General features: G+C 38.4%; 22 protein-coding genes. All 22 read right to left on the bottom strand.

Annotation, left to right across the window (positions count from 1 at the left end):
• Positions 1 to 100: 100 nt before the first annotated feature.
• The 22 genes from ATE34_RS10095 to ATE34_RS09995 all read right to left on the bottom strand — a co-directional run bounded on the left by ATE34_RS10095 (position 101) and on the right by ATE34_RS09995 (position 19,619).
• Positions 101 to 1,102, bottom strand: coding sequence for a GH25 family lysozyme (locus ATE34_RS10095; protein WP_084911975.1), 1,002 nt, complete (start codon positions 1,100 to 1,102; stop codon positions 101 to 103).
• Between the two features lie 9 nt (positions 1,103 to 1,111).
• A complete protein-coding gene (locus tag ATE34_RS10090; RefSeq protein ID WP_015997072.1) occupies positions 1,112 to 1,390 on the bottom strand; it encodes a phage holin in 279 nt (92 codons plus the stop codon).
• 2 nt (positions 1,391 to 1,392) lie between these two features.
• Positions 1,393 to 1,809 (bottom strand): phage holin family protein, encoded by a 417-nt coding sequence (locus ATE34_RS10085; protein WP_084911973.1) that lies wholly within the window; start codon positions 1,807 to 1,809, stop codon positions 1,393 to 1,395.
• 14 nt (positions 1,810 to 1,823) lie between these two features.
• On the bottom strand, positions 1,824 to 4,022 hold the full coding sequence (locus tag ATE34_RS10080) for an SGNH/GDSL hydrolase family protein (protein ID WP_084911972.1): 2,199 nt from the start codon (positions 4,020 to 4,022) through the stop codon (positions 1,824 to 1,826).
• Positions 4,015 to 5,517 (bottom strand): phage tail protein, encoded by a 1,503-nt coding sequence (locus tag ATE34_RS10075; RefSeq protein WP_206600226.1) that lies wholly within the window; start codon positions 5,515 to 5,517, stop codon positions 4,015 to 4,017. The genes ATE34_RS10080 and ATE34_RS10075 overlap by 8 nt, the downstream gene beginning before the upstream one ends.
• A gap of 5 nt (positions 5,518 to 5,522) precedes the next feature.
• On the bottom strand, positions 5,523 to 6,242 hold the full coding sequence (locus ATE34_RS10070; protein WP_084911969.1) for a hypothetical protein: 720 nt from the start codon (positions 6,240 to 6,242) through the stop codon (positions 5,523 to 5,525).
• A complete protein-coding gene (locus tag ATE34_RS10065; protein ID WP_084911967.1) occupies positions 6,239 to 10,120 on the bottom strand; it encodes a phage tail family protein in 3,882 nt (1,293 codons plus the stop codon). Before ATE34_RS10065 ends, ATE34_RS10070 begins: the two co-directional genes overlap by 4 nt.
• Before the next feature lie 19 nt (positions 10,121 to 10,139).
• Positions 10,140 to 10,727, bottom strand: coding sequence for a Gp15 family bacteriophage protein (locus tag ATE34_RS10060; RefSeq protein ID WP_084911966.1), 588 nt, complete (start codon positions 10,725 to 10,727; stop codon positions 10,140 to 10,142).
• The gene (locus tag ATE34_RS10055; protein WP_084911964.1) at positions 10,727 to 11,107 is read right to left on the bottom strand and encodes a hypothetical protein; all 381 of its coding nucleotides are present in this window, start codon (positions 11,105 to 11,107) and stop codon (positions 10,727 to 10,729) included. The genes ATE34_RS10060 and ATE34_RS10055 overlap by 1 nt, the downstream gene beginning before the upstream one ends.
• 39 nt (positions 11,108 to 11,146) lie before the next feature.
• Positions 11,147 to 11,605, bottom strand: a complete 459-nt coding sequence (locus tag ATE34_RS10050) for a phage tail tube protein (RefSeq protein ID WP_003039252.1) — start codon at positions 11,603 to 11,605, stop codon at positions 11,147 to 11,149.
• A gap of 4 nt (positions 11,606 to 11,609) precedes the next feature.
• Entirely contained in the window at positions 11,610 to 12,017 is a 408-nt protein-coding gene (locus ATE34_RS10045; RefSeq protein WP_084911963.1) for a minor capsid protein, read from the bottom strand.
• Positions 12,018 to 12,019: 2 nt separating this feature from the next.
• Positions 12,020 to 12,367: a minor capsid protein gene (locus ATE34_RS10040; RefSeq protein ID WP_084911961.1), complete on the bottom strand. Its 348-nt coding sequence runs from the start codon at positions 12,365 to 12,367 to the stop codon at positions 12,020 to 12,022.
• Positions 12,367 to 12,693, bottom strand: coding sequence for a putative minor capsid protein (locus ATE34_RS10035; RefSeq protein ID WP_084911959.1), 327 nt, complete (start codon positions 12,691 to 12,693; stop codon positions 12,367 to 12,369). The genes ATE34_RS10040 and ATE34_RS10035 overlap by 1 nt, the downstream gene beginning before the upstream one ends.
• On the bottom strand, positions 12,683 to 13,078 hold the full coding sequence (locus ATE34_RS10030; RefSeq protein ID WP_084911958.1) for a hypothetical protein: 396 nt from the start codon (positions 13,076 to 13,078) through the stop codon (positions 12,683 to 12,685). Before ATE34_RS10030 ends, ATE34_RS10035 begins: the two co-directional genes overlap by 11 nt.
• Before the next feature lie 42 nt (positions 13,079 to 13,120).
• The gene (locus ATE34_RS10025) at positions 13,121 to 13,324 is read right to left on the bottom strand and encodes a hypothetical protein (protein ID WP_084911956.1); all 204 of its coding nucleotides are present in this window, start codon (positions 13,322 to 13,324) and stop codon (positions 13,121 to 13,123) included.
• Positions 13,324 to 13,476, bottom strand: a complete 153-nt coding sequence (locus ATE34_RS11165; RefSeq protein ID WP_180382700.1) for a hypothetical protein — start codon at positions 13,474 to 13,476, stop codon at positions 13,324 to 13,326. The genes ATE34_RS10025 and ATE34_RS11165 overlap by 1 nt, the downstream gene beginning before the upstream one ends.
• Positions 13,477 to 13,486: 10 nt before the next feature.
• Positions 13,487 to 14,359, bottom strand: coding sequence for a hypothetical protein (locus ATE34_RS10020; RefSeq protein ID WP_084911955.1), 873 nt, complete (start codon positions 14,357 to 14,359; stop codon positions 13,487 to 13,489).
• Between the two features lie 16 nt (positions 14,360 to 14,375).
• Positions 14,376 to 14,936 (bottom strand): phage scaffolding protein, encoded by a 561-nt coding sequence (locus ATE34_RS10015; RefSeq protein ID WP_084911953.1) that lies wholly within the window; start codon positions 14,934 to 14,936, stop codon positions 14,376 to 14,378.
• 145 nt (positions 14,937 to 15,081) lie between these two features.
• The gene (locus tag ATE34_RS10010; RefSeq protein ID WP_084911952.1) at positions 15,082 to 16,230 is read right to left on the bottom strand and encodes a phage minor capsid protein; all 1,149 of its coding nucleotides are present in this window, start codon (positions 16,228 to 16,230) and stop codon (positions 15,082 to 15,084) included.
• A 41-nt stretch (positions 16,231 to 16,271) separates the two neighbouring features.
• Positions 16,272 to 17,828, bottom strand: coding sequence for a phage portal protein (locus ATE34_RS10005; RefSeq protein ID WP_084911950.1), 1,557 nt, complete (start codon positions 17,826 to 17,828; stop codon positions 16,272 to 16,274).
• Positions 17,829 to 17,839: 11 nt separating this feature from the next.
• On the bottom strand, positions 17,840 to 19,153 hold the full coding sequence (locus tag ATE34_RS10000; protein ID WP_084911948.1) for a PBSX family phage terminase large subunit: 1,314 nt from the start codon (positions 19,151 to 19,153) through the stop codon (positions 17,840 to 17,842).
• Positions 19,140 to 19,619: a terminase small subunit gene (locus ATE34_RS09995; protein WP_061864965.1), complete on the bottom strand. Its 480-nt coding sequence runs from the start codon at positions 19,617 to 19,619 to the stop codon at positions 19,140 to 19,142. Before ATE34_RS09995 ends, ATE34_RS10000 begins: the two co-directional genes overlap by 14 nt.
• Positions 19,620 to 19,779 lie beyond the last annotated feature (160 nt).

Raw genomic sequence — 19,779 nt, 5'->3', positions numbered from 1 at the left:
TCAAGTAGCGTATCTAAAACTCTCATCTAAAGAATACAATAAAACCGCGGGGTATTGCCTGCGGTTTTGTGTAATCTATTTTAAAAGTTTTCCTTTCGTTTTATTTTGTAGTGATTAAGCCATCAGGCAATACAGTAAGCGCTGGTTTATCTGAACGACTGCCATCCTCATTGACATAGTACCAGCCACCTTCGACTTTAACAAGTTCTTCTGAAGACATTGCTCCGTTTTCTTCTTTGAGATGGTATAGTTTGTCCTTGTATTGAACCCAACCAGTTACCATCGCTCCTGAAGAATCAAGATAGTACCATTTGCCATTCACAAACACCCAACCAATGGCCATTGCGCCATTTTCTTTAAGGTAGTACCACTTATCATTTTCTTTAAACCATTGACTAGTTAAACAATATCCTTTAGCATCAAAGTAGTACCACACACCGCCGATTTTTTCCCATTCTTCTTTTGGATAAGATCCATCATGGTGTTCCCACCACCAACCAGTGTCATTTCTTTTCCATTTTGGCTCGGCTTCTTCGTCATCTAGCAAAACAATGTTCTTGTCGTACGGATTTGAAGAGTATTGCCACCATCGGATGCCGTCCAAGCTTGGAAAATACTCAAAATCAGCATTTCCATCATTTAGCCCATACCCGGCAATCCAAAGGCTGTTTGGGAATTTCGCAAGAATCTGCTCATAATAAATATTATTGAGCGTGAATGGCTTGTAGCTATAATAGATTGGCTCATAGCCATTTTCTTTGAGAATTTCCATAAAGCGAATACAAGCATCTGTATTTGCTTGTTTATCTCCGCTAGCGTGATCTTCGTAGTCAAGGCACAAGTATTTTACTTTTTGGGGCACATTATCAAGGAAGTAGCGTGCCTCTCGCTCAGCTTCTTCAATGTCACCACCAAACCAAGCAAAATGATAGAAGCCAATCGGATTGGATTGCTCCACTTGAGCAGACAAGCAAGGGTTTAGATAATTTGTACTTTCAGAAACTTTGATAATAGTATTCTGTGTACCCATGTCAGCCAAAATACCTGTAATATCGTATCCATTGTGGCTAGATACGTCGATGAATAAGTCGTTTTTCTTCATTGTTTTCTCCTAATCTTCGCTTGGTTCTTGATAGTCAAGAGCACGTTTGCTATCAGAGATTCCTGCAGTTGTTGGGTCTGGAATGATGTTTAAGATATTTACAATCGTCAATCCAACAAGATAAGGGTTTGCAAAAAATTTACCAAGCAAGTCTAAAATGACTCCCCAGCTAACCAAATCTTCTAGTTTTAGATTGAAATAGGCCAGAATTGGCAAAGCTAAAGCGAATGCCACTCGCAATAAGAATGTTTTATTTTTTAAGTTAAAACGTACTTTCCAGTTAATCATGTTTATTCTCCTTTTTTTGTATCGTCATCTTTTTCAAGTAATCGCTGAAATACTTTTACAATCGGCTGAAAAAGAGTAACGTTTCCTTTTAATTTGCGGTAATTTTCAATGAGAGATTGAAAAGTGAATACAATATATCCAAGATAGATTGAATACAAGAAAGCAAACCCTGACTTTTCGGGCAACAAAACAGACATAGGGATGAGGATCATTAGCAAGAGGACTCCTAAAATTTTACGAAGAAGCCCATTGATTCCGATTTTGCTCTTATACTCGATGTCAGGGTTTGCGATAGCAGCAATCGTCCCAGTCAAAAAATCAATGATTTCCATCGAGACAATCAGTGTTAGAGCGTACAAGACTAAACCATCTTCAGTCTGTACGACACTTCTTAAAAAATTGAAAAATTCGATTTGCATATAACCTCCTTTATCTACACTTCTTTCAGATTAAATTTCAAGCCACGGAATTTACTAGCAACTCCAGGGCGATTCTTAGCTATGATTCGATAAAATCCGACATCGAGCACCGCTCCGTCTGATAACGCCTGTCCGTTCGATGTCACAATCACGTTGTCTCCAAAATAGCGGACAATTGACGGACGTTCAATATAAACCGAAACCTCAAACATTGTCTTTGTTTGAGTAGAATTTAGTTGACCTTCTAAATCGAAACCGTCAGTTCTAGTAATCCACTTCACATCTTTTTGCTCATCATTTTGATAATCTGAGTAAACCAAATCCGAACTCACTTTATTAGAAGCATAACCAATACGTACATCATCTTTGATGATTACTGTTTGTGCAATTAGCTTACTAGCAAGAAATTCAGCACCTTTCTGGTGTCCTAAATCAGCAAAATGACACATGTCTGGAATGAGAAGTCTTGTATCATACTCCGAATTGCTTAAGATGTTTTGTGTTCCACGATTATAATCGATAAACGGAATGCCAAATTCCTTCGCGATCTCTCTTTTTACGTTATCTGCAATGGCATTGATTTTATTCCCAAAACGATTGAAATTCTCAAACTCCGCTTGCGTGCTCATTAATAGTGGTTTAATACCTTTTGAAAGCAATTTATTGATAACATTAATATAATCTTGTTTAAATGCTTTGACTTTAGCATCGTTATAAACCAGGTCATTGATTCCCATCGTAATAAATGCATAGTCAATTTTTTCGGGGATTGGCTTAAGAACCTCATTCAAATTTTGATTTAGCCAAGCGATTGTTTTCCCTGAAAAACCTCTATTGTAAAATTTGTGATTGAAATTGTACCCTTTTTGCTGATTCACGATACCATTTAAAATTTGAGTATAAGTTTTAGGTTTGTCCATTAAACTTTCTAGCTCATTACCACTATAATTTGAGGTTCGATAACCATCTGTGGTGCTGTCTCCTAACGTGACGACGGTAGTTTTTTTCGTTTGCAAATCAACAATTAATTCTTCTAATTCCCAAGAATTTAAATTCTCTAACTCACCTAATCTTTTAATGAAATAAGGATTTGAATAATGCGTTAGTTTATTAAGGTAAATGGAAGCAATTAGCAATTTTGTATTTTCAGCTGTAAAAGTCTCAGCATTTCTACGTAATGAACTGCGAACTAATTTAAATTTATTGTCTAACAAATCGAATACCAAATGATGTAGAAAACCACCCGAAAAAACAAGATCTTCTTGGTCGTAACAAGTGAAGTAACTTGTTCCTTTAGAGACAATGATTTCGTTCTTTTCTCCCAAACCTTTAAAAGAAAATGTTTGACTACGATTATCGTAAGTAATATTCCCTTGAACAACTGAGCCAATATTGGTATCCTGAGTTAGTTCTCTGTAACCAATTGTTTTTATAAATTGGGAATATGTCGGATAATGCAAAGCATTTTTGTACATGACAGCCAAAATTACTTGTGTTGAGGTTATTTTTGATATGTCGCTTAATGTTATTACAGAAAGATTTTTATTTTGGAAATCATAAACAACGTATTCGGACAATCCAGATGGATTATACATAATTGTGATATCTTTTTCGGGTGCATAATTTTTATTTCCAAAAGTGAACCAAGTATCTTTTTTTATTGATACCGTTTGGTTGTCTCTATCAATTGTCAGTAACCCATCAAAAATAACTCCTAATTGATTAGGAACCCCATCAAGCGGAGACTGATAAGCCCCACCATCAACCCAATTCGAGCCATTCCAGTAATTCCAGTGTCCGTTATTTGTTGTGATGTAAATACCTTTAGCTCCAGATGGCAGCGCACTTCTCAAAGCCCCAATATCGTTATATGTGCCTTTGGGTGAGCCATCCAAGATGTTATTTAACATACTTTCAACCTGACCATCATCAGCTTTTGACTCAAGTAATTTAACAATTGAATTCAAACGATCAGCTAACTGAGTAAATTTACCTCTTGCTAGCGAGACCTCCAAATTAGCATTTCCTGATTGTGCCGCATCATAGTAAATTCTTTTTAGAGCACTGGCTATCGCATACCGAACATCTTTACCATATTTTTTTTGTAAAATAGCTTCAATCGCTTCATCGATTTGATACAATTTTGTGTAATCCATTGCTTTATCGTCATTGTAAAAACGTGCATCACCTCTTGCCTCAATGTTATTAGTCATTCGGTGCCTCCTTTAATTTTTTAAGTTTTGTCTGTGTTTCATGAATCTTGGTTTCATGCAGTTCTTTCTTTTCTTGAGCTACTTTTACTTGAATTGTCAAAGTCGCAATCAAGTCAGCATCCTTTTTATCATCCAGTTTCTTAATCTCACTATTAAGCGTCGCTATCTCTTGAGCTATACTTTCTAACTGTACTTGATATTGTGACAGTTCACTTTCCAACAATGAAATATTACTTGCTTTAGTTATCTGTTCCTCAAGTTGTCTTTGTTTGGCCACATTATCTGCTGCAACTTTCTCCATTGACTTTTGAGCCTCCTGTTGTTGTAGTTGAAACATTGATAAACTCTGATTACTCGAACCAACGGTAAGTGATACTGATTGAGGTTTAGTAATATTTATTGTTTTCTCAATGATTTGCAACTCCTCGATATTAGACATAGGAGCATTGATGATTTGATGGGTATTCCCTACTTTAAACTTGATATAGTTCGCATCAATTAAGCACCGCTCAACAACCTCTACTTTCCAACTGGCTAGGATTGATTTGAGATTATCTATGTACTGTTGCCCGCGTTTCTTTAAGATATCAGGGCTATAAATATCTGACCATGTAACTGATTTTGTGATCAAGCCAAATTGCTTAATCAACTCCTCGTTTTCCAGCCAATATTTACCACCATTGACAGATTTGATAGTAACTTGTTCACGTATAATATCTGCGCTAGCTGTTTCCGAAGTCGTACCATTATCCAAATCTGCTCCTACTGGGACAATCCTAGTCAATAGACCATCAAAAGATAAATCTCTGGTAGCCGTCTTAATATTTGAGCCTAGCATAATTGGTGAGCCATTGATTTTATCTCCAATTTGTTTTAAATAATCAATGTACATACCATCTGTTTCATGCCTTAGTACCAAATATCCGTTTGTTTTTCCAATCAATTTATCCTTGATGGTGTCCCAACTAGTATCATAGCCAGTATACCTAAATGGCGTATCAGATGGAGCTGGTACATTGACTACACCAATCTTGAAGCGCTTGTGTGGCTCGACTTGAGAATTATGGCGGTTAATAATACGAGTTAGATAGTCCTCAAGCCCTCTGTTTGGCACTTTTTCAAAGTCCTGGCAACTATCATGTAAATATGCTAGCATATCCTCGCAAATGATTTCTTGAGCAAAACCATCAGATGCCATAGACATTGACACCGATAAGACCCTGCCATAAAATTCCACCTCGTCATCAAATAAATTCACAATCTTTACAATGCCCTTGATAGGCTTTATTTTTTTGTATAGATTGTGATTCATTCCAATAACTAGACGGCACTCATTGATACCATTTACAATTTGCTTGATACTACCTGAGCTTAACCTATATTCTCTACGGGAAACTGTCGGTTCATGCAATACTTTTTGCTTACTAGTATCACCAATATCTTCTGCCTTATCCCAGTATAGAGCAAGATAGCCGGGATTTTTTACTGTATTCACACCCATTATCCCAACACCTCCCTAGAAAACCGAAAAGAAACATCTGCACTACCTGTGATTGTGAACAATGCAAGTTGTTTAGGCGGTATCTTTAACAGTACATTTTCTTGCTCCCCTTTACTAAATTGATAAGCTGATCCATTATGCTCAATAACGATATTAGAACTACTGATAACTTTTGGGATGATAGTTGTATCTCCAGGATTGTAAATTGGTACTACTTGCTTACTTTTTATTGTCCATTTTGTCCAGTTAGCAACACCATACTCAAAACTAAAATCATCCCAAATATCATCAAAGAAATCATCAAGAGCTATAAGAAATGGATAACAGCTAAATTCAATAGTTGCTATTAGCGCCCTCTTTTTGGGGTCGTCTTGCACTTTGACACTCTTACACTTGCCATACCAGTAAAATCCCTCATCGTGTGTATCAGTGAGCCTTGATCTACCAATGCGCATGAGTGACGACTTGATTTCTCGTTCCGCTGTTTTTCTGTCAGCGTATTTTGTGTTTGGCAACTTAAATTCATAAGTTATAATGCGATTGTTGAAATATCGTTCACCGCTCATCATTGAAAAATCTAGCACGCCCTGAGAATAAAGGAGATTTTCCAGCACCTCCTTTTCCTCTGGTGAAGGGGCATCTCTACTTACTAGATACCACCCCTTAGATTTAGTATCAAAATCACCAAACTTAATGTATTCAATAATTTCTAAAATCATAACTGATGTCTCCTAATCATTGCTGTATTACTACCAATGGCCTCATCAAATATGTCTTTTGTTTCCCCAACCAAAGTTCCACTATCAAGTACAATCTTCTTACCTTTTTCTATAAGTGCCTCAAGGTCATAGACCTTATCTAAAAGATTTTCCAAAAGATTATTATTATGAACATGATAAGCATCCTTTTGAGATTTTTTGTCATCAGCGGTCACACGCATCGCTTGTTCTCTCATCACTTTCGCTGTCACAGAGTGAGAAATGTTAGTTTTACCGACGCCTAAAACATTTTCAGGTTTAAAACTAAAAGCATTGATCTTACTATACATATCGGTCATCGCCTCATCAACTTTGACAGTAGATTGATCGATACCTTTAGCAACACCAGCACCGATCCACCAACCAACTTCATCTCTAAATAGATGTGATGGTGAGTTAATTTTAGCTTTTGCTTGCGCTGCTCTTTCTGCCTCTGCAACAAGTGCATTAGCTGCTGCCGTAACAGCTGGAAGAGCATTACGCATCCCTACAGCAAGGCCCTCGCTCATATATTGACCGGCGCTTATCATTCGACTACGACCATTATTGACAGTATTTACTACGGTATTTATTGCTGATTGCATCAATGTCACCATTTTTTGACCTGATGACTGAATGTATTGCGCCATTTGAGCGCCACCCTGTTGTACCGCTTGGGATGCCCTTGTCATTCCGTTTTTGGTTAAAGATACAATCTGATTTAACGTTGATTGCATTGTGGTAGTCATTTGAGTACCAGCTGTTCTAATACTTGTGCTCATCTGCATTGAGCTATTAAGCACTGCGCTGGATGCATTGGTCATAGAATTAGTTACAACCATAGACAATTGCATCATACTAGACTGGATCACAACCACCATCTGATTACCAGCAGTAGAAATTGATGCAGTAGCCCCAGACATGGCTACTTGGATAGACACACCTAGCGCTGTGACTTGACCTTGTGCGACACTTGAGTTGCTTGCTAGTAATCTCATAGCATTACCTGCAGCATTTGCTTGAGCATTAAAACCGGAAAGCCCAGCTCCTGCCATCATCAATGCTGGTGTCATGGTCATAATTTGGGAGTTAAACATAGCGATTGGGGCATTTATTGCTGCTAATCCTGCAACGCTACTTAAAATCTGTGCTGTGAAAATAGTAAAGCCAGATACTGCCATTGTCATAATAGATGGTAAAAGACCTAAAGTTGTTGACAACAATGTTATCTGAGTTGAAAAATTAGTGAGCCCTGTAACTGCCATCATAGATGATGTAGCAACTAAAGACATAGATGTCCCTATTGTTTGAAAAGAACTTGAAATTCCAGCAAAGCCAGAGCCAAGATTTTTAATCGCTGCATTAAGTTTCTCAATGTCACCAGTAAATCCAACTAAGTTCCCTGCATAAGATGCTGCACCTAAACCTGTAACAGCTGCTGCTAGTGCTCCAACTCCTGCTGCAGCATTCATAATGCCACCTGCATTGCTAGCAATCTTAGCTAGTGAGTCACCTATTTGAGTAAACGAGTTCCCAACTGACTCAATTACACCTTTAATTCCATCTAATACAGTTCTAATGGCCTCTCCAACACTCTTAAATACATTTGCTACACCCTCAAGAGCTGTCTTAATCGCTGTACCGAAACTCTCAACAACTCGTGCAGCACCATCAAGGGCTGTTTGCAACCCTTGACCGATACCTTGAGCCGCTGTGCTTATAGCTTGGCCTGTTGCTGTGATTGCTCCCTCTGCATTTGCAAAAGCATTTACTAGTATTGAGAGGCCGTATGCTGCAATAGCAATACCTGCACCAATTAAAGCAACTGATGCTCCAAATGCAAGTATCCCAACAGCGCTAGCTGTCAAAGCTGGCCCCAACAAGGCAAATATACCTGCTAATACAGCTATACCAACTCCAAGGCCAAGCATTGCCAATTGGGCACTTGTTCCGGCATTGACTAGTTCTATTGCTGCTTGAACTAATATATAGATACCACCAGCAACTAAAGCCACACCTGCACCAACCATTAGCATTGCAGCCCCCATTGATAACCATTGGGCAGGGCTGGCCATTGATGCCGCTTGACCAAAACCTTGAGCAACTGTTGAGATAGCTGTTGCTAGTCCTTGTAGTACTGTTGAAATGCCTTGTGAAATAGATGTGATAAGAGAACCAAGCCCAGAAAAGACTTGCTCGATGATGCCTTTAGATTGAGTCGCTGATGCTCCAGCACCATCAAAAGCCTCCGTAGCATTTTTTTTGAATAACTTAAACGGATTGAGTTTTCCGATGATATCAAATCCTTTGAATTTAGATAACAAAGTCCCCAATACTGGTAGTAACAGCGCAAAAATAGATGGATCTACTCCAGATAAGAACTCTCCAATTTTGCTAGCTATTTTACCAATTGCCTCAACAACTTCATTAACCTTATTCCTGAAATCTTCACTAGTGGTATATGCTTGAATAAACCAACCGATTAAAGCACCAATACCTGCAATAGCAAGACCCCAAGGATTAGACAAAGCTATTTTTAACAACCCAAAAGCAGTTTTTAGGCCAGTTATAGCCTTAGTTGCAATTGATACTGTTTTAAATGCTGCAACCATCCCAATCACTGCACTAGCGATTGCTTGAATAGTACCAGGTGGTAATGAGGAAATAAATTCAGCCCCTTTAGTAGCAGCATCTGCAAGAAACTTAACCACCTCACCCAAAGCTTTAGCAATCTTATCAAAATTTTCTCCACTACCAGCTAGAGATGAAAAGACATGACCTATTGCATCTTTCACCGCATTAAAAGCTCCAGCTACTGCTGTTATAGCTCCCGTGTCTTTGAAACTAGACAAAAAGCTACCAACTTTATCAAAGGTTTTCATGATATTGTTTACCATTTCCTCTGGCAACATCTTTTTCAACCCTGCCTCTATCTCTGGTTTAGCTGATTCTAAAAATGTTGAGATAGCTTTTGGCAAAGATTTGAAAGCATTGCCCACCATTGGTATAAAGTTTCTAAAGATAAATGTTGATGCTGTTTTAGCAAGGTTCTCTAAAGGTTTGCTAATGTCTCCACCTGTTGTAAGGTTTCCTAAGAAATCCTTAAATGCAGCTTGCATAGATGCAAAAGATCCTGAGAATGTTTCAGATGCCTCTTTAGCAGTAGTACCAGTAATCCCTAGTTTCTTTTGTACAACCGAAATTGCTTTAACCATGTTCGCAAATGACATATCGCCCTCATCTACGGTCATATTCAACTCTTCTTGTACATCTTTGTAACTAGCAGCATCTTTTATTAGTCGTTGCATCTCTGCTTTTGTTCCGCCGTAACCGAGTTTTAGGTTATCTAGCATTGCATAGTTACCACGCGCTAATGACTGATAAGTTTGAGTAATGAGTTTCATATCAGAACCCATCTTGTTTGCGTTGTCTGACATATCTGTCATTGCTGTATTCGCTAACTCAGCAGCCTTTGCTGTATCTCCTCCCAAAGAAGAAATCAAGCTGGCAGAAAATGATGTTACATTTTCCATGTACTCATTAGCTGATACTCCTGCTGTTCTAAAAGCCTCACTAGCATACTGTTTAACAGTACCAGCTGAGTCTTTAAAAAGTGTCTCAATACCACCGATAGATTGTTGTAATTTTGCCCCCTCATCAATTGCCGATGAAAAAGCGCTTTTAACTCCTCCTGTAAGTGCACTAATTCCACTCATCAATGCTCCACTAACTAAGTTTGCTCCTAAAACTGATTTAAAAGCTGAACCTAGCCCACCTAATGATGATTTCAGACTATTTATATCCCCTTGGGCTTTCTTACCATCCAAATCAACCGCAATGGTTACTTTACCGTCTGCCATGTTCTACCTCCTTTCTTTACTAAATATTTGGCAATGCGTATTGCTCCTGTAGTTCACGCATTTTTTGTTTTTCTTTTGAACTTTCCCCTTTTGAGGGTTTCCACGCTCTAATTTTCATTACCTCAACAAACTTTGTTCCATCTGGTAAACCAGACAATAGGGCATTGAACTTTTGCCAATGCAATTTACCTTGTTGTTCAATCAAATCAATGTTATAGGCCTGCATAAACGATGAAAAAATGAACTCGCCATCATATTTGATATTAAACAAGGGTTTATCATCGTGATCTTGGGCATCTTTAGTTTTTTTAGGCAATACATTGCCCTCAATGTCATACCTATCAACCTCATCAATAGCCCTAGTAACCTGTATGTGCTTTTCAAATATATCTGCATAGATAGCTAACGCCTGCCTTGTATCCATATCCTTAAAAGTTACATCATCGGTTAATTTTGCTAGAGCTAGTTTTGGTTTAAGTTCTACTGGGATATACTCTTTACCCCACATATCAAAAATCCATAACACCCTATCAAACGACAATAAAAGCTGATACTCTTTGTTGTTAAGTACCAGCTTGTCATCCATTTTTTTGGAAATATCAAACATTATTCAGCAAGATACTTCTTGAAATTTTCATCGTTTAGTTTCTTCTTCCATTCTTTTTGAATTGTTGCTGAAACCTGTAAGAATACATTGAGATAATTCCAAGTGTTTTCACCAGCTACCTCATAGATTTTTTGAGGGGCATCCTCATCAAACATTGCTACAAAGAACTCATCAACCATAGGTTTTAGAGCTTTACGCCCCTCTTTGTCATTCATGTTCTCTACATCTTTCTGATAAGCGCCTACCCTATCATTTAACTCTACAGCCTTGTCTTGAATTTGAGCATCTTTTTTATCCGTTGCTCGATAATCAAGACTAAACTCTCCAAAATCAAATGACAGAACCTTGCTGCCTAAATCAATTACAGTTTTGTTTGACATGATAATTTCCTCCAAAATGTCTATTAGTTATGTAGTGGACTATCCACCAATTCCAGCTTCAACTGGCTCTTTAATCCATTTGATCGTACAACCAAATTCTTCATACGCTGTTGCATCGCCTGCTCCTGCTTTGATTTCAGAAACATTGGCAACTTGTGTATAAGTTTTCTTGCCGTCAGCTGTAGTTACTCGATGCCATACGCGGCGTGCCTCACCTGTTTTGTAACGCATAGCGGCAATCATCGCTTGAGCTGCATCCTCTGGGTCATAGATCCCCTCAAATGAGTAACCACCAACGACAGTAAGTACAGTTTCCTCTGGTGTACCGTCTCCGTCGTAGTACCCAGTGTCATCTGTATCTTCATCCGTTTCATCATCAATAGTTTCAATGTACTTAGCAAGTCGTTTCCAAGCATCGTCGCTAGGTACAACTGTTGGGTTTTTAGGGTCAAATGGCGCAATTTCGTGTTTGCGCTTGGCATTTTTTTGACGTACCATTATGTCATCCTCCTGTTATTTCTAGTTTTGCGGTTACTTGCATTGAGTAAACAAAATAACCTTGTTCATCCTTGCCATTTATTCCTGGTTTGTCCACTTTCAATGATAAGAATGTGTAAGAGTTGTCTGTACTAGGCAAATCAATATCAAATGATGATAAATCTCCATTAATAAGCCAGATAGTATCAATTGCTACTGCATTTGATTTACTCTTTACAGCAATCTCAAATGGTAGTGATACTTCTCTAGTACCATCCATATACTCTTTGTCAATAGTTCCACCACTTAAAGCATTGATAACTAAATCATCCTTGTCATCTTCAAAATAATCTAGCCTTGCTTGTAATGGCAATTTTGTGATGTTGTTAATATGTTCCAGTAACACATCTTGAAAGTTTTTGTTGTTTTGCATTGTCAGATACCCATTCCTTTAATAGCTGCCTTTTTTAGCTTATCTATGTTTGCTTTTAACGGTTTATCCCATCTGCTACCAGTGCCAGAGGTTGTATATTTCTTAAAAACAACAATCCCATTAGTACCGTGGAACTGCGCCCTAGCATAAACCGTGTTATAACTCACATTTCCATTAGGCTCTACACGTCCAGAGGCTCTTAATGCCCCTCCACCAGCCCTGAGAGGTACAGAACTATCCATAATAAGCAAAGCCTCACTACCTGCAGCAATCTTGCCACGTTGCATAGCTTGAGGTGATACTTTTTTCTCTACCCCTGCAAGATCAATGCTCACTCTGACATCTGCCATTATGTAACTTCAACCTCATAGCTAAAAATTCTCCCATTAAGGTAATTGGGTTGATAACCTATCACAAGGTAATCACGCGCCCCATCATTCATAACTGCACCCAGCCAACTATCATCAACTGTCACATTCACAAACTTAGGGTAAATGTAAACAACGCCTGCTTTCTGTCTAGTTTTAGAGTTGTTAGTACCTGTAACAATCACCGACCTATCAAACCTTACCGGTTTAATATCCAATGGCTCAGAGTACTTGATATCTCCATAGTTATCTTTGCCCTCAACCTTACGAACTGTAACAACATCTTGTAATAAGCGTTTATCTATCATAATCAACTCCCACAATTAAGCTAAAGCCAGCTTGTTTCAGGGCATTTTCAGCATCAAAGCAAAGGTTGAATTGTTGGCCTGCTGAAAACCGTTGTTTATTGCCGTAATTAATTGATGTGCGACCAATAGAAACGCTTGCCATAGTTTGTTTTTCGTCAGCTGTCATGATGCCAGAGCTGTTCAGATAATCAATCTGAAAACCCATAGCTAGCTTTACAGCAGATTTGCGATACTCAACCTCTTTCTCAAAGTCAATATGTTTTTGATAAATTCCTTGAGTATAGAGATTGATAGCAATTTCTGCTCGTTTAGCTAACTTGTCAAAATCCGTTACATCATCAAAGCCTAAGTCAGTAACAAACTCATCTTTTGTTAAATAAGTCATGCGTAACCTCCCTTAAAAATAAAGGGTGTTGCCACCCCTTATTTATTCAGTAGCATCAGCTTGTTCAGATTGTGTAGATACATCTTCTACAAGCTCTAAAACTGCAACGACATCCGGAAATGTTTGCTTGAGGTCTTTATTGACTTGATCGGCATAATTCGGTTCAAGTTCAACAAATTCTCCCTCTGTCACATAAATACCAGGTGTCTTTAAAATTAGGTTCTTAATTGCTTTATACTTAGCCATTATTCTTTACCTTTGTCCTTAGTTTCCTTTGGTGTTTCAAGTTCGCTACCATCTTCCACCAATTCCTCAAAGCCATCTGCCATAAGTTGTACCTCAAGCTCACTACCCTCTTGCACGGTATAAACTTGATTTTCTTTGATGTATTTCTTCATCTAATACCTCCTATGCTGATTTATGTGAAACGTAAACCCCATCTTCTTGAGATTTCAAGACAAACAAATCATGATACAAACGATTTTGGTATAGGTAACCATCACCCTCTGTGTGTTGCCCAGGAGCAAAGAGATAGATAGAGTTAAATTTGGCCTTAGCAATGATAGCTGTCTTAGCCACGATCAAGAAATTGATATCTTTACCGCCACCAGCTTTCACAAATCCAGTTGTGAAATCAAATTGAGTTTTGAAACGTGCATCATCCCAAACCTCGATAAGTTGCACTCCATCTAGCGATGTTACACGTGTGTCAATGCCTTGTGGTGTTGTCGTATTGATTGCGCGTGTAAAGTCTTTAGAACGCTCTAGGGCATCCATTACCTCGCTAGATACATACATGACAAGGTTTGATGCTCCATATTTACGCATTGGCAAAATAGCAGCTTTCAAAATTCCATAGACATTCTCTGGAGTAATGCTATCCTCTTGCTTGAAATGACTACCATTGATGGCAGTTGTAGCAATTTTAGAAAAGCGGTAAGCATCAACTTCTGGTGTTGCATGTTCTGAAATGAATGTATTTGAGATATTAGCAGCTGAAAGCTCTTGGTTTGTTTCGTCAACATCTGCTGTATCAACAAAAAACTCAACATCTCGGTCAAATCCAAGAGTATAAACGTTTTTATCGCTTGATACTGTACCTGAGTTGTAACCCTTAGAGCGTGTATGTGCCTTATATCCTGTTACAGAGATTGTTGGCAATTCAAATGATTTTGCACCGAGCCAATTTACTTTTGGCGTTTCAAGAATGGCAGTCAATGAGCCTTGCATAAGGCGTTTTTCAAACTGCCCCTCATGTTTTGTGATGTAATTGATTGACATCTACTATTCCTCCTTTTTATTCTGTTAGCCCTAATGCCTGTGCAAAGGCATCTGGTGCTGGGTCTGTTGCTGTTGGATTTCCAAACGCAACGATATTTGGGTTAGGCTTGCCATCTTCTTCTGCTTTAAAAAGATATGGGTCACTTTCCTTTAGACCATTGAGGATGTCATCTAGTTTAGGTTTGCCACTGTCATCTAGTTCAATGGCATCAACATCAATGAACTTCATCAAGGTTGATGGATTGTGTGCTGTGGTGTCTTTCAAAGCAAGGTTGATAGCATTCACCTTATTTGTTTTTGCCAGTTCATCAGCAGCCTCTTGTTTGTACTTGTCGTAATCTGCTTGCAATTTATCAATCGCCTCTTTTTGTTCAGCGCTGATACTTTCAAGCGATTTCAAGTTTTCAACTTGCTCCTCTGCTTTTTGCAACTGGTCTTTCAGACTATCTCTTTCTTTGGTGATAGTTTCCAAGGCTGATTTGTCCTCGTTGAGCTCTTTTCCTCGCAAGGCAAAGACCGATTTAGCCTGTTCCTCTGTCAATCCAAGTTTGAGTAGTTCCTCTGTTGTAAATGCCATTTGTACCTCCTTAGTTCTTTTTAGGTGGACAACTCCCACCGAAAAGCAAAATATTATTTACTATTTCAGTTTACTTTGGATGGAATGGGATTTTTTACGGTTTTAGGCACAAAAAAAGAGGGTTGTTTAGTAACCCTCTTGATAATTAGATGTATGCTCTTTCTCTACTGTAATCACGGCTTAAAAATTCGTGTTGTTCTACAAAAGCCCTTATTTTACCTTGATAAGCTCTAACTTTTAGCCTCTCAGCTTGTATCAGATCATCATCGCCCAATGTATTGGCATAGTGCAATCTTTCTTTGTGATGCTTGATATTGCGCTCTAAGGCTCTTTGTTTAGCCTCGATGCGTGCATTTTCTTCTGCTTGTTCTGGTGTTAGGCCTTTCATATAGTCTGGCAAGTCTGGTATTTCGTTTACTCCTACGATAAAAGGCGTAAGATAATGACCGCAATGGACACCTAGACATCCCCCAGCAGTACCAAAACCATAATCTAGCAAACTATGAATAGTAAGGCCGTTTATTGTTCTGCCTTGACCTTTAGTGACAATCTTACCTTGCAATGGAGCACATGCAGCTCTAGCAGACGACTTGATAGAGTAGTAAAAAGTATCTATCCCTAATTCCTCTGCAGGCCTTGTACGCATATCATTGTAAACCCTGTAAGTTGTCGTTTTGATAATTGCTCTGGCATAGCTATCTGCTCGCCACTCTCTCCCTGCGCTGTCAGTAAATCCAGTAAAGCCCTTTTTTTGCCAACTCATGATAGTATCATTTAACGCCCTATCACTTGTTTTAGTACCTGATACGACTTGGGCAACTGTCTGCTCTACAACCGATTTGAAAACAGTCTGTATGCTTGCTGGTAATGTTGAATTGATAAGATTAAGGTCACTTATAGCTTGTTGAGTATAGGACTCAAGAGCATCGATTACACCATTTCTAACTTTGCTACTAGATTCCCTTTTCAAATCTTCCTCTAGTTGCTCCTTTGTGTCCTTATAGACCTTTAATCCCTCGTTAGCAATGACTTCTCTCAAAAGATTCTCAGCAATTCCTGTACGTTCAACAATAATCTTTAAGTTCTCCTCATTCAGCATGTACATATCGTTGAGCTTTTCTAGTTGCCATATATACGGATTTTTTGCAAGGTCAGCATTGCCACGCTCTTTAAGTCGTTTTATCATGCTATCAAACAACTCAATTTGCATTTTAGAGTAAATATCACTCACGCCCTGCATGTGCAAAGAAAATCGCTGATCATTTAGAGTTGGCATTTTACGTTTATCAGTCATTTTCAACTCCTTATGTGTCGTTTATTGTAATTTATAGCAGTTTATAGCTCTCCCTCTTCTGCTTTCTTCTCTGTTTTTCCATACAAAGCCAGTTCTGCATCACTCTCTGGTGGTAACTCTCCATTAATTTCAGCAAGTTCTTTCTCTGCCTCCTCATTTGTGATGTTGAGTACTTTAGCAATACCTCTTTTCTGTGTCGCAAAACCAGCTGCTACCATCTTCATCCAATAATTTAACTCTGCATTTTTATCAGTAAATACACCGTCATCAAGATTAACTGATATATCATTAAATTTTGGTATATCACCTGTATACAATTTCACAGCTTTCCCAAGTTCACACATGGATACGCACAATTCTTTTATAGATTGTTCTACAAGCGTAGCTATACTATTTCTCATTTGATATGTATCTGAATTTTCACTTACAATTTCTGTTGCCGTTTTCATACTCTTACCATCAAATGTAAACATACCACTAGATACACCTATTTGCATCTCAAATAATTTAAGCCCCTCTGAAATAGCTGAAATATAATCGGATGAGCGGATAGGAGTGGTAAGATCAATAATACTCCCACTATCCATATTACCTGCTCCTACTTGCATGTAAACATTTTGGTCAGTGTCAAAACGTCGCTTAAAAGTGAAATTTCCTTGGGTATCTTGCACCTGTAATTGTGTCAACTGCTCAGGCACAATCACGCGCCTTTGCCCCATCTTGATTTCCCACATAAATTCATCGTATGTACGATTGATAAAATCAATAGTGGTCTTGGCGTTATCAAAGATCGATAAACCAAGAGGGCTGTTGATGTCCTTATTATTCATTCCTGGTGTTTTGAGGTAAACAAACAATGGCCGTGATAATCCTTGTATCGTTGTCACTGGTTGCAAATCAGGATATAGCTCACTCAAGTTTACACGATCACCCAGCGTGCTATCTGATGTTGATTTGTAAAGTTCGTTAGTGATACGATATAGGTTTTTATCTTTTGTACTCCCTACCTCTTGGCCATCTTGAGTTACCCACTCATGAAACTCAACTAACGTGTAATATACGTTCTTTTTACTCTCTGACTTAATTGTCTTAGTTAGGATTGCAGCGCTTGACACTTCCTGTGTATTGCTTTGTAATGGCAAAAATACCGGTGCTTGAATAAATGCTACACGGATCTTGTCACCATCAACGTAAGGCCGCATAGCAAGCCCACCCAAGGCCAGACAACTCTCTAAATACCGCTCAAAGTTTTTGTTAAAGCGGTCATTGCCTAGCATATCAGTAAGAAAGTCATTTAGTGTATCATCATCTGCTGTAATCTCCGCTTTCTCATTGTAAACAAGGCTAGCAATCTTTTTGGCTGCAGTTCGTGCAATCGGTAAGTGTTGCATCTTTCTGCGCTTTCTGTCACCATCTGTGTTGATGTACTCCACATCATCAAATTTAGATTGATAGTAAGCTAGATTGAGTTGTATCCTGTTAAATTCTGATTGTGTTACAGCTACCTTTGGGTGCTCCAAGATGCTGTTTAGGTTTGATGTTTCCATGTTATACCTCCCACGGTTGAAAAAGTCTTTTACTTTTTGAATTAAGTTCATTGTTGCCCTCCTTATGAATTACCAACACGCAAACCAAGTATCTTAGAATTGTCTAGTATAAAATACTGGGCAACATCGCATGTATGGTCATCATCTTTGATGACATTTGGACTGTCAGACTGCAGTGTCTTTTCATCCCATCTGTACATCTTATGTTCTTCAATAAATACCTTGTTATTCTCTGTATCAAGGTAATAAAAGCGACCTTGCGCTAATAATGATTGGAATGTATCGATCATTGTTACTTTCTTCAATTTAGCCACTGGATGCCATCTGATACTGAAATCAAGATACATCTGGTTCCTCAATGCTCCCTCTGCGCTATCAATCGTATATTGCAAGATAGGTACTCTGTACTTGCTGACAACCGATTGTATAAAGCCGTTGATGTCCTGTGATAGTTGGCTAGGTGCTTTCTTTATCACTTGGCCAGCTGGTGAGTAATACCAGGTATCAAGCAAGATAACCTTACCTTTAGCAGTTATCCCAAAAGCACAACATGCAGTAGCTGACTGCTGATGCCCACCGTCCAATGCAAAAGATATACCTATCAGCCTATCATCACTAGGCAAAGCGTCTAACGGGTGAAATGTACTCATGTTATAGATATTATTCCCTAAACCAACTGACTCACCTAGATAAACATACCTGTAGTAATCATAGTCATTCTTTTTGATACGCTCGATATCAGCCAACATCTGATCATTTACAAATCCTAACTCATCATCAAGATAAGTGCTAGAATGGCATAAGTAATTATCTTGCGTATTCATTTCCTCATACCACTCATTTATCCAACTGTACGGATTGATAGGAGGGTTATATGACCAAAAGATTTTAACAAATTGAGCGCGTGGATGTTTTTGGCGCATAAATGTAATGTTGGTCTGGTCAAATTCTTCAGCACTTGAAAATTCAGCGGCCTCTTCATACCAAACGGCAATAATATTCCCAATGTTGTTGGATTTCAACTTTTGATAGTCGTCAAGGCCGTAAAAATAAAATGTTGAGCCTGTCTTTTTGTGACTTATCTTAAATGGGCTGACTGTCATCTTAAAGCGACTAGTTAGGCCAAATAACGATAGTCCCCATTGGATTTGATTGTAAACACTATCACGGATTGTATTAGCTACTTTACGGATAATTACAATATTGGCAGTTTCACCTCTTATGATGTACCAGGTCATCATGACAATCAGCTTTAAGGTAATAACTGATGATTTGAATGAGTTTCGTCCACCTTTCAAAATGTTGTAAGGTTTCTTAGATTTCCAAACACTCTTGAAATGAGGATTGACATTTTTTTGAATATCAATTATCTTCATCGTCACCCTCCCAACTATCAATAATTGTGATGGTGTCATCTTCCGTCTGTGTATCTATCAACTGTGATTTTAATTTCTCAATCTCAAGCTCTAGTTTTTCAGATTGTTTAGCTGTTGGATATCGTTTCAAGATTTCAGTAATAGCTTTAATAACTGTTGCATTATCTGCTTTCTTGATATGTCTTTCTACTTTTCCTGTTGTTGGATTAAGTATCAAAACCTCCTCATCTCGTTTACCTCTAGCGATTTCAGAAAGGATATAGAGCGCCTCTGTCGCATCCATGATATTTGACTTATGCAGCTCTTGCATCTGCTTATTTATGTACTCTTTTATCCCAACATTTCCCAACAGTTCAGTAATACGATTATTGGCATAACTCTCGCTATAACCAGCCTTAATTGCTGATTGATAGCCGTTTCCTGTCTTTATGTACTCATCTGCAAAGCGCCTCTGTCTTTCATTCATTCGCTCCCTCCTTTCCAACAAAAAATCACAAGTATTGCTACTCATGATTTCATTTTATATGCTAAAAGAGGGGATGTTTTACTGTTATTTTTGATTTAAGGCGCAAAAAAAGCCCCAATTAAGGGGCTAAGATGTAACGTAGTAGCCCGGACTCGAACCG

The organism is Streptococcus oralis subsp. tigurinus, assembly GCF_002093545.1.
Taxonomy (GTDB): Bacteria; Bacillota; Bacilli; order Lactobacillales; family Streptococcaceae; genus Streptococcus; species Streptococcus oralis_C.
The sequence above is the reverse complement of the archived record's forward strand: the minus strand, read 5'-3'. Positions and strand labels throughout refer to the sequence as shown.